The organism is Streptomyces sp. SID8374, from assembly GCF_009865135.1.
Taxonomy (GTDB): domain Bacteria; phylum Actinomycetota; class Actinomycetes; order Streptomycetales; family Streptomycetaceae; genus Streptomyces.
In genome coordinates, this window is sequence record NZ_WWGH01000002.1 from 716,462 (window position 1) to 729,461 (window position 13,000).

Here is a 13,000-nt window from a genome sequence, read left to right on the forward strand (position 1 = left end):
CCCCCATCGTGCACCCCGCCACTGACAACGGGCCCGCGACACCGCCCGCGGCCACCTCCTCACCGCCGGGACCTGCGAGAATGTGGCCATGGCGGGAGCGGATCGGACGAAGGAGTGGGCGCGCCACTGGACGTACGCGGAGCTGCCCGACCTCGACCTCCTGCGCGCCCGGTACGTCCGCCACACCTTCCCCCGGCACAGCCACGAGGGGTACGTGTTCGGCGCGGTCACCGGAGGCGTGGAGGACGTGGGCCTGCCCGGCGGCATGGTGCACGCGGTCCCCGGCACCGTCGTGATGATCAACCCGGAGGTGCCGCACACCGCCCGTCCCGGACGGCCCGAGGGCTGGACGTACGACACGCTCTACCCCTCCTCCCAGGTCGTCAACGACATCGCGGCCGACGTGACGCACCTGCGCGGCACGGTGGGGTTCGCCGAGACACGGGTGAGCGACCCGTACGCCGCCCGGCTGATCACCCAGGTGCACCGGGCCGCCGAGGAGGGCAACGCGCTGGCCGCCGACAGCCTGCTGCGGGTCCTGGTCGTCCGCCTGCTCACCCGGCACGGCAGTTCCCTCCCCAGCGTGGCGCCCCGGGCCGGGAGCGCGCGGGACGCCGAACGCGCCCGCCGCGTGCTGGAGGGGCGGATGGACGCGCCGCCCACCCTGGAGGCGCTCGCCGCCGAGCTGGGCACCAGCCCGTTCGCGCTGCTGAGGGCCTTCAAGAAGGAGTACGGGATGCCGCCGCACACCTGGCTCACCGATGCCCGGGTGCGCAGGGCCCGACGGCTCCTCGACGCGGGCATCGCCCCCGCCGAGGCCGCGGCCGCCGTCGGCTTCACCGACCAGCCGCACCTCAACCGGCACTTCACCCGGATCGTGGGGGTCCCGCCCGGCGCATACCAGCGCGAGCGCGGCGTGTACCGGCGTGGACGCGACGTGTCCTAGGAGAACGGGACGCCTCCTAGGGCCACGCGCCTCAAAAGCGGCACATAGGGACGACGTGAGCGTGCAAGAACGTACAAGACGGGCCCTGACCGTCCCCGTAACGTGCGGCGGGTGGCAGAACAGACAGCACTCCCAGAGAGCACCGGCATGACCGGTGCCATATCCGCCGGGCCGCCCGGCACCCCACCGCGCAAGCCGGACGCGGCCGTCATCAGGGACGCGCTCGGCGTCGGCATCGCCGTCGGGCTCTCCGGCTTCGCCTTCGGCGTCACCGCCACCGGCTCCGGGCTCAGCCTGCTCCAGATCTGTGCCCTGAGCCTCCTCGTCTTCACCGGCGCTTCCCAGTTCGCCCTGGTCGGCGCGTTGGCCGCGGGCGGCAACCCGTACACCGCGGCGGCCGGAGCGTTCTTCCTGGGCGTCCGCAACGCCTTCTACGGTCTGCGGCTCTCCCAGTTGCTCGCCCTTCCCCGCGCGTTGCGCCCCTTCGCCGCCCACTGGGTGATCGACGAGACGACCGCGGTCACCGTGGCCCAGCCCGACCGGCGCTCCGCGCGCCTCGGCTTCACGGTCACCGGGCTCACCCTCTACGTGCTGTGGAACCTCACCACCCTGGCGGGTGCGATGGGCGCGGAGGCGCTGGGCGACACCGAGGCCTGGGGCCTGGACGCGGCCAGCCCCGCCGTCTTCCTCGCGCTGCTCGCGCCGATGCTCAGGAGCACCGCCGAACGCGTCACCGCTGCTCTCGCCGTGCTGCTGGCCCTGACGCTGCTGCCCGTCCTGCCGGCCGGCGTACCGGTCCTGCTGTCCGCGCTGGCGGCGCCCGTCGTCCTCTTCCTCATGGGGCGGCGCAAGCAGGGACCCGGCGCGGCGAAGCGGGAGAAGACCACGGAGAAGGGCGGACGGGACTCATGAACGTCTGGATAGCCATCGGACTGACCGCGGCGAGCTGCTACCTCGCCAAGTACGCGGGCCTGCTGGTCCCCGCCGGAGTGCTGGAGCGACCGCTCGTGCGGCGGATGGCGGTCCTGCTGCCGGTGGCGCTGCTGGCGGCCCTCACCGCCCAGCAGACCTTCGGCGACGGGCAGCAGCTCGTCCTCGACGCCCGGGCCGCCGGGCTCGCCGCCGCCGCGCTCGCGCTGGTGGTGCGCGCCCCCTTCCTGGTGGTCGTCGGCGCGGCCGTGGTGGTCACGGCGGGCGTCCGCGCACTGGGGTGAGAGGGCAGAGGTCAGCCCAGCGGGCGGCCGTAGGCCCGTAACGTCTCCAGGGCTCCCAGGGTGACCAGGGGGCGCGCTTCGAGGGCGGGGCCCGGCGCCCACTGCCGCCAGTTCACCGGCCAGCCGCCGTCCTCCTGCTGCTCGGCCGCCAGATGGTCGAGGGAGCGCTCCAGCTCCTCGTCGGTGAACCAGCGGCGGGCCAGGGAGTCGGGCGTACGGGCGTAGTCGTACGGGAAGTGGTGCTCGCCCGGTGCGTAGCCCGGCGCCACCGGGTACTCCGCCCGCCGGGACGGATCCAGCACCGCGAGCCGCTGGTCGCGCACCAGCCGGCCGAGCCCGTCCGCCGTCCGCTCGGCGCGGGCCCGGTCCGGCACCCCGTCCAGGAAGGCGACCGCGGCCTCGATCTCGTAGGGGTGGGACTGCTCCAGGGCGTCGACGGCGCTCCAGCAGAAGTCCGTGGCCCGGAACAGCCAGGCGTGCCACACCTCGTTGCGGTGCAGCAGTCCGACGACGGGACCGGTGGCGAGCAGTTCGGCCGGTGGGTCGTCGACCACCGGGATGAACGGTGCGGCGGGATATCCGCGCTGGGAGGGGAGCAGCGCGGGCAGCGCTCCTTCTTTGGTCGACACGTCGCTCAGATAGCGGCAGATCTGCTCCACGCGCGGGCCGTCGCAGCGGCCGATCGAGTCGAGGACGGTGAGCGCGTGGGCGGTGTGCAGCGGCTGGCTGACCGGACCGCGAAGGTCGGGTTCCAGCGCGTGGGCGTAGCCGCCGTCCTCGTTCCGGTAGGCGGCGAGGGCCGTCTCGACGGGGTCCGGGTCGCCGTCGAGGAAGCGGTGGGCGAACCTCCGCTGTTCGAGGACGCGGGCGGTGAGCCAGATGAAGTGTTCGGCGCGGGCGAGGGAAGGTGATCCGGTTCCAGCCATGGACCGACCGTAGAGGGGAAAGCCGCCCTGGCACATGCCTGAGGACCGGCTGCACTCTCAGGAGCGCGATACTGATGGCATGCGGTTGACGATTTTCTGGGAGCGGATGGCGGACCACTTCGGTTCCGTGTACGCGGACTCCTTCGCCCGTGACCATGTGATGGCCGAACTCGGCGGCCGTACGGTGCACCAGGCGCTGGACGCGGGCTGGGAGGCCAAGGACGTCTGGCGCGCGGTCTGCACGTCGATGGACGTGCCCGCCGAGAAGCGCTGACCTCGGCCGGAAACCCCGGCCGGAGGACCGGCTGTCGGTGGCGTAGGCGAGACTTGTCCCGTGTCATCGACAGACGAGACCGTTCCGGCCCAGCCGTCCGACGTCCCGCCCGCCGGGCCCCCCGCGCCACCGCCCGGCCCGGGGCCCGCGCGCATGCCGGGCTGGCTGCCGCGCGCGATGGTCCTGGCCCTGGCGCTCTACGCCTGCTTCCAGCTCGGCAGCTGGGCGTTCGACCAGGTCATCGGGTTGCTGACCAATGTGCTGATCGCGTTCTTCCTCGCGCTCGCCATCGAGCCCGCGGTGGGCCGGATGGCAGCTCGCGGAATGCGCCGGGGGCTGGCCACCTTCATCGTCTTCATCGGTCTGATGATCTTCAGCGCCGGGTTCGTCGTCCTCCTGGGGTCGATGCTGGCCGGCCAGATCGTCGACATGGTCGACGACTTCCCCAAGTACATCGACTCGGTGATCAACTGGGTCAACCACACCTTCCACACCGAGCTCTCGCGGGTCCAGGTCCAGGACAGCCTTCTGCACTCCGACTGGCTGCAGAAGTACGTCCAGAACAGCGCCACCGGGGTCCTCGACGTCTCCACCACGGTCCTCGGCGGGCTGTTCCGGCTGCTGACGATCTTCCTGTTCTCCTTCTACTTCGCGGCCGACGGCCCCCGGCTGCGCCGCGCGCTCTGCTCCGTACTGCCGCCGGCCCGGCAGACCGAGGTGCTGCGCGCCTGGGAGATCGCGGTCGACAAGACCGGCGGCTACATCTACTCGCGCGGCCTGATGGCACTGATCTCCGGCGTCGCGCACTACATCCTGCTGGTCGTCCTCGGCGTGCCCTACGCTCCGGCGCTCGCGGTCTGGGTCGGGCTCGTCTCGCAGTTCATCCCCACCATCGGTACGTATCTGGCGGGCGCCCTGCCGATGCTGATCGCCTTCACGGTCGACCCCTGGTACGCGCTGTGGGTGCTCGGCTTCGTCGTCGTCTACCAGCAGTTCGAGAACTACGTCCTCCAGCCGAAGCTGACCGCCAAGACCGTCGACATCCACCCGGCGGTCGCGTTCGGTTCGGTGGTGGCGGGCACGGCCCTGCTGGGAGCTGTCGGCGCGCTGATCGCCATCCCCGCCGTCGCCACGCTCCAGGCGTTCCTGGGCGCCTATGTGAAGCGGTACGCCGTCACCGACGACCCCAGGGTGCACGGCGGCCCGCCACCGAGGCGCGGAGAACCGGTCCTCTCCCGGATACGCCGGGCACTCGGCGGCCCGGGCCGGACGGGCGGCGGAGCGGCCGGGTCGGCCTGACCCACCGGCACTCAGAGGTACGAGGGGTGCGTCACCCGGTGCCGGAAGGCGTGCCAGGTCCACGCCTGGGCGGCCACCAGCAGCGGGCAGAACGCGAGCAGGACGGGGACGAGCAGGGTGAGCGTCGCCCCGTCCGCGGCGTTCTCCGTCAGGTGGAGAGCCGGGCCCGCGAACAGCGGCAGGGCGCCCATCAGGACGGCGGTCAGGGCGAAGGACCTGCCCGCGCCGGTACGTCCGACGAGCCGGTGCGCCCGGGCCCAGGGCCGCCCGGTCAGGCGCAGTGCCGCGAAACCCAGACCGTGTGCGGCGAACAGCGCGGCGACGGCGAGCGCGGTCACGGCCCCGACCGGGGCGGCGGCCGTACGCTCCGGCGCACCCGAGAAGAGCGCGGCCAGCAGCCAGCCCCAGGCCAGCGCCACCGCCCAGCTCCCGCACACCACCGCCCCGTCGCACCCCGCCCGCCACCGCCGCCCGCCGCCCCGCCCGCGTAGCCACAGCCCCGCGTCGCGCACCATCCAGCCCGTGATCAGCGGCACGGCCACGGTGAGCTGGGCGCTCAGCAGCTCGCCCTCCAGGACCGGGAAACACCCCACGAGCACGCCAGCGGTGGCGATCAGCCAGACCTCGTTGCCCAGGAAGAACGGGGCGAAGGAGGCGATCACCAGGCGCCGTTCGCCGTCGTCCGCGCCCAGGTACGGCAGCAGCATGCCGGTGCCGAGGTCCGCGCCCGCGAGGACGAAGTAGCCGGTGGCGAAGAAGGCGAGCAGGCAGACGGCCAGGGTGTCCACGACGGCTCCTCAGTAGCGGGGGGTGATGGGTGGCGGTCCGGCGGTCCCGCCGGAATCCGCAGAGGCGGGGGCCCGCTCGTCGTGTCCGAGCCCCGTCTCCACCGGCCCGAGGCGCGCGTGCCGCAGGAGCAGCCATCCGTTGAGGACGGCCAGCGCCGCGAACAGCACGGTGAAGGTGATCAGCGAGGCGAGCATGGTGCCGGGGGAGTGGCGGGAGACGGCGTCCTCGGTCTTCAGCAGCCCGTACACCACCCAGGGCTGGCGGCCGGCCTCCCGGAAGACCCAGCCGCTGATCATCGCCAGGTACGGCAGCGGTACGGCGGCCATCAGCACCACATGCCAGAGCCGGAAGCGCTCAACGGCCTTGCGGAAACAGGCCAGCACGAGCCCGGCCAGGCTGAGGTACATCATCAGCGCGAACGCGAGCAGCATCACCAGACCGCCGCCCCGCGTCCACAGCTCGGAGGGCACGTAGTCGCCGGGACCGAACCGGGTGACCATCTCCGCCTGGAGATCGGCGATCTCCGCCGTCCTGCTGCTGAAGACGGCGGATTTCATCGGCTGGAGATCCGCCAGCGAGGCCAGCTGGACTCCGCCGAACCCCGCCGTGACCCACAGGGCCGGGAAGGAGACGAACACCCCGATGCGCAGACTCCGTACGAAGAAGGCGACTTCGGGCGTGCGCCGGAAGAGGTGGCAGGCGCTGACGCCCGCCATGAAGAAGCCGGCCGTCAGCAGCGCACCGCCCAGGATGTGCCCGAAGGCCAGCAGGGCGCTGGGGTTGGTGAGCAGCGCCCCGGCGTCCGCGAGGACCAGTTTTCCGTTCTCCGTGCGGTGGCCGACGGGGTTGTTGAGGAAGCCGTTGGAGACGAGGATCCAGTACGCGGAGACGCAGGCGGTCAGGGCGACGACCCAGATCATGGCCAGATGGACCCATCGGTTGAACCGGTGCCATCCGAAGATCCACAGGCCCAGGAACGTCGACTCCACGAAGAACGCGACGATCGTCTCGACGGCCAGCGAGGCGCCGAACACATTGCCCGCGTAGTGCGTCAGACCGCTCCAGCTCAACCCGAACTGGAACTCCATCACCAGCCCGGTGATGATGCCGACCGCGTAGTTGATGACGTACAGCTGCCCCCAGAAGCGCACCATACGTTGATACGGCGTCCTATTGGTCACCGTGGCAGCTGTCTGGAGGCAGGCCACGACGAGGGCCATTCCCAGCGTCAGGGCGACGAAGAGGAAGTGGCCGCCCGCCGTGAGGGCGAACTGAAGCCGCGCGAGGTCGAGGGTTTCCGGATCCACCCCGAGAGCCTCGGTGCACGGCCTGGTGGTGCGCGTCGGCCCGGGGAGGACAACGGGCCTACTACGGGAGTTGTGGCCGCCGCCGTCCCCGTACTACGGAAGTTGACGTCTCGGGCACGCTTCGGGCAGGCCTCAGGACCGCGCCCGGACCGCCGCTCAGGCCATCCAGCCGGGCGTGATCATGCCGGACTCGTAGGCCAGGATCACCAGTTGGGCCCGGTCGCGCACGCCGAGCTTCGTCATGATCCGGCTGACATGGGTCTTGGAGGTGGCGGGGCTGAGCACCAGCCGGGCGGCGATCTCGTCGTTGGAGAGGCCGGCCCCGACCAGCCCCATGACCTCCCGCTCCCGCTCGGTCAGGGCATTGAGGCGCGGGCCCGGCTCGGGCTGCTTGCGGCGGTTCGCGAACTCGGAGATGAGCCGCCGGGTCACCGCCGGGGCGATCAGGGCGTCGCCCCGCGCCACCACCCGTACGCCGTGCAGGAGCTCCATCGGCTCGGTGTCCTTGACCAGGAAACCGGAGGCTCCCGCGCGCAGTGCGCCGTAGACGTGGTCGTCCATGTCGAAGGTGGTCAGGATGACCACCCGGACGGCCGCCAGGCGCGGGTCCGTGGTGATGCGCCGGGTGGCCTCCAGGCCGTCGGTGCCGGGCATGCGGATGTCCATCAGGACCACGTCCGGGCGCTGTTCGTGGGCCAGCGCGACCGCCTGTTCGCCGTCGGCCGCCCCGCCGACGACCTCGATGTCGTCCTCGTCGGACAGGATGGAGCGGAAGCCCGCCCGTACCAGCGTCTGGTCGTCGGCCAGCACCACGCGGATCATTCGGTCCCCTCGATCGGCAGCCGGGCGCTCACGCCGAAGCCCTGTGCGGTGTTCCGCGCCGTCAGTTCGCCGCCGAAGGCCCTGGCCCGCTCGGCCATGCCCCGGATGCCGCTGCCGGCCTCGGCGCCCTCCGGCGAGCCCTCCCCGTCGTCGTCGACCCGTACCCGTACGGCGCGTTCATCGGTGTAGTCGACCGTCACCACCGCGCTGGTCGCCCGCGCGTGCCGGGTGACGTTCGTGAGCGACTCCTGAACGATCCGGTACGCCGCCAGGTCGACCGGGGGAGGCAGCGGCCGCCGCTCGCCCTCGGTGCGGAGGTGGACCTCGATGCCGGTGGAGCGGGCCCGTCCGACGAGTTCGTCCAGCCGGTCGAGACCCGAGGTGGGTGAGGTCGGGGCCGTCTCGTCGGGCTTCCGCAGCGCCCCGAGCGTGGAGCGCAGCTCGCGCAGGGCGTCCTTGCTGGTGGCCTTGACCGCCTCCAGGGCCTCCTCGGCGGCGCACAGGGCGGCGGCGGGCTCCGGGTTCTTGCTCAGCTTGTGCAGGACCGCGCCCGACTGCACGTTGATCAGCGAGATGCTGTGCCCCAGGACGTCGTGCAGCTCGCGGGCGATCCGCAGCCGCTCCTCGGTCGCGCTCTGCTCGGCCCGCGCCTCCTGCTCCCGCTCGGCGGCCAGTGCCCGCTGCTCCACCTCGCCGAGATAGGCGCCGCGGGTCCACTGGGCCCGGCCCACGGCGACGAGGCTGACCAGCCAGCCCGCGAGCATGAACAGCGACATGTCGTCGATCTGCCGGTTGCCGTCGTGCTGGCGCGCCTCGCCGAAGCCGACGGCGATCAGGGTGACGACACCGAGGGCGACCGCCGCCGTGAACCGCCCTTCGGCGGCCGCTGTATAGAGCGCGAGGGCGAACGTGACCATAAGAGGGCCGTCGTACACGGACAGCGGGTAATAGACGACGCATGCGCCCAGCGTCACGACGGCCACGGCGACGGGTGCGCGGCGCCGGAAGTACAGGGCGCCGCAGCCCACCGCGATGAGCGCCCAGCCGATCACCGTACGGTTCAGCGGCTCGCTCTCGTACCGCATGGTCAGCAGCGTCCAGACCACCACCAGCAGGGTGACGGCGGCGGCCACCCCGATGTCGGCCGTACGCGCGGACAGGCCACCGCCGCGTGGACGGAGGGCACCGGTGTGCGGACCGGAAGGGAGGGACATGTCAGGAAGGATAGGTGCGGAGCGGGGGACGGCGACGGCCGGAGGCCGGCGGTAGCCGGTGAGGGTGACGAGGCCCGGAGGTCAGCGGTAGCCCGTGACGTCGGCGGGCAGCCCCCGGTCCTGGACCTCGGTCAGATACCGCCAGGCGTCGGGCCGGCTGCCGTCCGCGTCGGTGAAGCCGTACACCTGGGCGAGCTGTCCGCTGGAGAGCGACTGTCCGTTCCAGCGCGCCACCTCCGGGTCGCGGGCGAGGGCGGCCACGGCCCGGCCCACATAGGCGGGGGACTCGGAGATGGCGAAGTGGGGCGCGTGCGCGATCGCTTCGCGCCAGGTGGCCTCGGTGACCCCGTGGGCCTGGAGCATCGCCTCGGAGCGCAGCCAGCCGGGGGTGAGCGCCACGGCGGTCGCACCGTGCGGCGCCAGCTCATGGGCGAGCGCGAAGGCCATCCGGTTCACGGCGGCCTTCGCCAGGTCGTAGAAGAAGGAGACGCGGTAGTTGGCCGCGTTGTACTCGTCCGTCCCGTCGGTCATCTCGACGACCAGGCCGCCCGGCGTCTCGATCAGCAGCGGCAGCGCGAAGTGACTGGTGATGGCGTGCGTGTCGACCGCCAGCCGCAGGGTGTGCAGCCCGGTGTCGAGGGACGACTCCCAGACCGTCCTGTTCCACTCGATCTCGGCGCCCCAGATGTCGTTCACCAGGATGTGCAGGGCGCCCTGCTCGCTGGAGATACGGGCGACGAGGGCGCTGACCTGGTCGGGGACCAGATGGTCGACCTGTACGGCGATCCCGCGGCCGCCCGCCGCGTCGACCAGGGCCGCGGTCTCCTCGATCGTCTCGGGCCGGTCCATCTCGGAGCGCTCGGAGCCGCTCGTACGCCCGGTGACGTAGACGGTCGCCCCGGCGGCGCCGAGCTGTACGGCGATCCCGCGGCCCGCCCCGCGGGTGCCTCCGGCGACAAGTGCCACCCGCCCGGCGAGATCGGAGCCCGTAACAGGTGAGCTGTCCGGCGCGGGTGAACTGTCCATTGCTGGTGAACTGTCCGGCGATTCCGGTGTCCTAGAGGGTCCCATATCGCCTTAATGTAGGGCGATCCTTTCGTGCGCGCAGGCCACTGCCGTCCGCGTCGGCAAAGAGGGGCACGCGTTGTCTCAGAGCCCGAGCTGTGAGCCGATCTCGGTGCGGGACGAGACCCCCAGCTTCCTCAGGGCCCGCGCCACGTGGTGTTCGACCGTCCGGTGCGACAGGACCAGCTCGCGCGCGATCTCGCGGTTGGAGAGGCCGAGCGAGGCCAGCCGGGCCACCGCCCGCTCCCGGGGCGAGAGGTGGTCGCCGTAGCCCAGGGCCCCGGGCCTGCGGACGGTGACCTGGCCGTGTTCCCGCAGCCCGCGCTGACAGCGCAGCACATCCCAGACGGCGTCGATGTCCTGGTAGGCCGCGATCGCCTCGTGCAGGACGGTGCGCCCGCCCGCCGCCCCGGCGGCCAGCAGCCGCAGCCCCCACGCCTCCCTGACGTACGCGGCCTCGTAGGGCCGCTCCAGAGCCGCCCAGGCGTCAGCGGCGGACGCGTACAGCGCGTCGGACCCGCCGGTCCCGGCCTGCGCGCCGGTCGTGTTCGTGAGCAGTGCCCGGCAGGTCAGCAGAGCGGCCCGGGCGGCCGGCGCGTCCCGGCGGGCGATGCCGTCGGCCAGCTCCCCGACCAGGCAGTGGGCCTCCCCGGCCCGGCCGTCCCGGATCAGCGCCTGGACGGCCGGCGGCGCGAGGGCCGTCGCCCACACCCACGCACCGGTACGGCGGACGTGGTGCAGCGCCCCCTCCACCGCCTGGACGGCCTGCGCGGGACGGTCGGCGGCGAGATGGACCCGCACCACGGCGGCCGCGGCGGAGGTGAGCACGATGCCGGTGTCCAGCGCGGTCGTGCGGACGGCCCGCTCCAGGAAGCGCCGCGCCACAGCGGTCTGCCCCTTGGTGTGCAGGTGCAGCAGCCCGCAGACCAGGAGGGCCTCCGCGTGGAAGTCGGGCACGTCCCGGTACTGCTCCTCGGCGTGCTCGGCCCGCTCCAGCAGCCCCGTCCACCGGCCGCGCGTGAAGGCGGTGAGCATGTCCGTGGTCTCGACGAACGCTTCGAGGTACGGGGCGTGGTTCGTCCGGACGGCCTGCCACGCCCGGCTCTGGAAGGCGCGGGCACGTTCCGGATGGCCCAGGGCGTTCGCGGCACCCGCCAGATTGGCGTGCACCCTCGCCGCCGCCTCGCCGGTGAGGGAGTCCGGCAGATCGGCCACCGCGTCCCAGGCCGACGGGTCGCCCATCAGGGCCAGAGCGGTGGCGCGGTTGGCCAGCACGGCCGAACGCAGGTCCTCCTCGTCGACCCCGGGCAGCAGCCGCTCCGCCTCGGCCAGCAGCCGCCGGTGCTCGCCGATGGGCCACCCCTTCAGGGAGGGGATCGCGATGATCGCCAGCGCCCGTGCGGCCTGTCCCGTCGACACGGCGAGGAGATCGGGAACGGCACGCGCTATCTCCTCCAGCGCCTCAAGGCCGGAACCCGACTGGTTGCGCAGCAACAGACCCAGGAGGAGCCGGATCTCGCCGCTCGGCCCGGGGCCCATGGAGCTCCGGTCGAGTACCTGCCGCAGGGCGGCGGGCACCTGCGGGCCGGTGCGGGCGTTCAGCGCGACCCGGGCCAGTTTCAGTGCGACCCGGTCGCGGACGACGGCGGAGGGGCCGCCGCGCAGGGCGTCGAGATAGCGGTCCGTGGCCGTACCGGCGTCCCCGCTCCCGGCGGCCCGGTCCGCAGCCGCCTCCAGACACCGCACCGCCTGCGCGGGCCGGCCGGCCAGGCGGTGGTGCTCGGCGATCCGTACGAGGGGGAGGGGGCTGGTGTGCCGGGCGAGGGCACGGGCCGCCCGCAGGTGCAGTACGGGCCGTTCCGGTTCGGCGACCGCCTCGTACGCGGCTCTGCGCGCCAGCTCGTAAGGGAAGGCGTAGGTGCCGTCCGCCGCCCGTACGGCACCTTCCTGGAGAGCTGCGGCGAGCGCACGGCGGGTGTTCTGCTCATCCAGCCCCGCGACCGCCCCCAACAGGTGTACGGGTGCGGGCTCGCCGAGCACCGCTGCCGCGGCCACCACCCGCCGCGCGTCCGAAGGAAGGTGACGCAGCCGCTCCACCACCACACGGCGCACGGACGCAGGCAGCGGCACTTCCGGCTCCCCCGCACTCCCGGCAGGGCACGCAGTGGCGTCGGGCCACTCCCGTAGCACCTCTTCGATCACATACGGGAGGCCGCCCGTCCACCGGTGCAGCCGCTCGGCGAACTCCTCCGACACCGCCTGCACGCCGAGCAGCCCGGCGGCCATCGCGCCCGTCTCCGCCACCGGCAGCGGGGACAGGTGCCGTTCGGCCACCACCACAGGGGCCGGTGGGCGCAGCGGGAAGAGGAGCCCGTCGACTCCCTCCGCATCGGTGTGGGGAACGGTCTGGCTGCGTGCGGTGAGGACGAGTCCCAGGTGGGGCGGGGGGCCGGAGACGAGCGTACGGAGGAAGGCGGCCGTGGACTCGTCGGCCCACTGGACGTCCTCCACGGCCAGAACCACCCTCCCTAGGGATGCGGTCAACGCGCACAGGGCCCGGAGAACTTGGTGATGTCGGGCGCGCGGATCGTCCGGAGGGGGTGGTGCGGGCGGCAGAAGGTGCGCGAGGTCGGGCAGCAGAGACCGCAGTGCGCCGGTCACCGGTGGCAGGTCTCCCGGGCGAGGTCTACAGAGCCTCAGCGCGTCCATGAGGGGTGCGAACGGGGTGGCGGCGTCCGACTCCTGACATCGGGCGACGAGGACGAGGGAGTCCGACGAGGCTGTCCGCGCGAGGAGTTCGCGGACCAGCCGGCTCTTTCCCACCCCCGCCTCGCCGGTGATCACCACGACGGCGGGGCGGCGTTCGAGCTTCGTCCGCAGATCGTCCAGGAGAGCGGCGCGTCCGATCAGAGGGCCGGGGACGGAGGTCGGAGAGTCGGCGTTCACGGCTTCCTTCCGTTTCCTTCCGCATCCGTGGGCGGCATGGGCACGAGGCGGGTGGTTCGCCCGGGCCGCCCGGCGGCCTCATGATGGCTCTTCGCGACGGTGGTGAATAGGGGAGTGACGCCTGCGGCGCGTGTGCGGGCGCCGCAGGCGTCCCCCGTCCGGCCGGTGAGTGCGCGGAGAGACATCACCGGCCGGTGT

At 72.7% G+C, this 13,000-nt stretch carries 12 protein-coding genes; 5 read left to right on the plus strand and 7 right to left on the minus strand.

Annotation, left to right across the window (positions count from 1 at the left end):
• The first annotated feature begins 88 nt into the window (after positions 1-88).
• The 3 genes from GTY67_RS26865 to GTY67_RS26875 all read left to right on the plus strand — a co-directional run bounded on the left by GTY67_RS26865 (position 89) and on the right by GTY67_RS26875 (position 2,160).
• Positions 89-946, plus strand: coding sequence for an AraC family transcriptional regulator (locus GTY67_RS26865; RefSeq protein WP_161280559.1), 858 nt, complete (start codon positions 89-91; stop codon positions 944-946).
• A gap of 111 nt (positions 947-1,057) precedes the next feature.
• Positions 1,058-1,858: an AzlC family ABC transporter permease gene (locus tag GTY67_RS26870; RefSeq protein ID WP_161280560.1), complete on the plus strand. Its 801-nt coding sequence runs from the start codon at positions 1,058-1,060 to the stop codon at positions 1,856-1,858.
• Positions 1,855-2,160: an AzlD domain-containing protein gene (locus GTY67_RS26875; RefSeq protein ID WP_093692357.1), complete on the plus strand. Its 306-nt coding sequence runs from the start codon at positions 1,855-1,857 to the stop codon at positions 2,158-2,160. Before GTY67_RS26870 ends, GTY67_RS26875 begins: the two co-directional genes overlap by 4 nt.
• Positions 2,161-2,171: 11 nt before the next feature.
• Here GTY67_RS26875 and GTY67_RS26880 read toward each other — a convergent pair whose 3' ends face one another.
• A complete protein-coding gene (locus GTY67_RS26880; RefSeq protein WP_161280561.1) occupies positions 2,172-3,086 on the minus strand; it encodes a hypothetical protein in 915 nt (304 codons plus the stop codon).
• A gap of 79 nt (positions 3,087-3,165) precedes the next feature.
• Between GTY67_RS26880 and GTY67_RS26885 the strand changes: the two genes are divergently transcribed.
• Both GTY67_RS26885 and GTY67_RS26890 read left to right on the plus strand, forming a co-directional pair.
• The gene (locus tag GTY67_RS26885) at positions 3,166-3,360 is read left to right on the plus strand and encodes a DUF3046 domain-containing protein (protein ID WP_093692355.1); all 195 of its coding nucleotides are present in this window, start codon (positions 3,166-3,168) and stop codon (positions 3,358-3,360) included.
• A 153-nt stretch (positions 3,361-3,513) separates the two neighbouring features.
• Positions 3,514-4,659 carry an AI-2E family transporter gene (locus GTY67_RS26890; RefSeq protein ID WP_093692354.1) on the plus strand — a complete coding sequence of 382 codons (1,146 nt, stop codon included), beginning with the start codon at positions 3,514-3,516 and terminating at the stop codon, positions 4,657-4,659.
• A gap of 11 nt (positions 4,660-4,670) precedes the next feature.
• On the opposite strand, the gene GTY67_RS26895 is transcribed toward GTY67_RS26890, so the two are convergent.
• The 6 genes from GTY67_RS26895 to GTY67_RS26920 form a co-directional block, all read right to left on the minus strand.
• Positions 4,671-5,447 (minus strand): cytochrome d ubiquinol oxidase subunit II, encoded by a 777-nt coding sequence (locus GTY67_RS26895; protein WP_161280562.1) that lies wholly within the window; start codon positions 5,445-5,447, stop codon positions 4,671-4,673.
• Positions 5,448-5,456: 9 nt separating this feature from the next.
• The gene (locus tag GTY67_RS35580) at positions 5,457-6,755 is read right to left on the minus strand and encodes a cytochrome ubiquinol oxidase subunit I (protein ID WP_161280563.1); all 1,299 of its coding nucleotides are present in this window, start codon (positions 6,753-6,755) and stop codon (positions 5,457-5,459) included.
• A 156-nt stretch (positions 6,756-6,911) separates the two neighbouring features.
• The gene (locus GTY67_RS26905; RefSeq protein WP_161280564.1) at positions 6,912-7,577 is read right to left on the minus strand and encodes a response regulator transcription factor; all 666 of its coding nucleotides are present in this window, start codon (positions 7,575-7,577) and stop codon (positions 6,912-6,914) included.
• The gene (locus tag GTY67_RS26910) at positions 7,574-8,791 is read right to left on the minus strand and encodes a sensor histidine kinase (protein WP_093692350.1); all 1,218 of its coding nucleotides are present in this window, start codon (positions 8,789-8,791) and stop codon (positions 7,574-7,576) included. The genes GTY67_RS26905 and GTY67_RS26910 overlap by 4 nt, the downstream gene beginning before the upstream one ends.
• An 81-nt stretch (positions 8,792-8,872) precedes the next feature.
• Positions 8,873-9,817, minus strand: coding sequence for an SDR family oxidoreductase (locus GTY67_RS26915; RefSeq protein ID WP_161280565.1), 945 nt, complete (start codon positions 9,815-9,817; stop codon positions 8,873-8,875).
• A gap of 123 nt (positions 9,818-9,940) precedes the next feature.
• Positions 9,941-12,802 carry a helix-turn-helix transcriptional regulator gene (locus GTY67_RS26920; protein WP_161280566.1) on the minus strand — a complete coding sequence of 954 codons (2,862 nt, stop codon included), beginning with the start codon at positions 12,800-12,802 and terminating at the stop codon, positions 9,941-9,943.
• Between the last annotated feature and the right edge of the window lie 198 nt (positions 12,803-13,000).

Excerpts from the sequence above, each read along its gene's own strand:
- GTY67_RS26865 (WP_161280559.1), top strand. The coding sequence starts at position 89 with ATGGCGGGAGCGGATCGGACGAAGGAGTGGGCGCGCCACTGGACGTAC.
- GTY67_RS26875 (WP_093692357.1), top strand. The coding sequence starts at position 1,855 with ATGAACGTCTGGATAGCCATCGGACTGACCGCGGCGAGCTGCTACCTC.
- GTY67_RS26880 (WP_161280561.1), bottom strand. The coding sequence starts at position 3,086 with ATGGCTGGAACCGGATCACCTTCCCTCGCCCGCGCCGAACACTTCATC.
- GTY67_RS26885 (WP_093692355.1), top strand. The coding sequence starts at position 3,166 with ATGCGGTTGACGATTTTCTGGGAGCGGATGGCGGACCACTTCGGTTCC.
- GTY67_RS26890 (WP_093692354.1), top strand. The coding sequence starts at position 3,514 with ATGCCGGGCTGGCTGCCGCGCGCGATGGTCCTGGCCCTGGCGCTCTAC.
- GTY67_RS26905 (WP_161280564.1), bottom strand. The coding sequence starts at position 7,577 with ATGATCCGCGTGGTGCTGGCCGACGACCAGACGCTGGTACGGGCGGGC.
- GTY67_RS26910 (WP_093692350.1), bottom strand. The coding sequence starts at position 8,791 with ATGTCCCTCCCTTCCGGTCCGCACACCGGTGCCCTCCGTCCACGCGGC.
- GTY67_RS26915 (WP_161280565.1), bottom strand. The coding sequence starts at position 9,817 with ATGGACAGTTCACCCGCGCCGGACAGCTCACCTGTTACGGGCTCCGAT.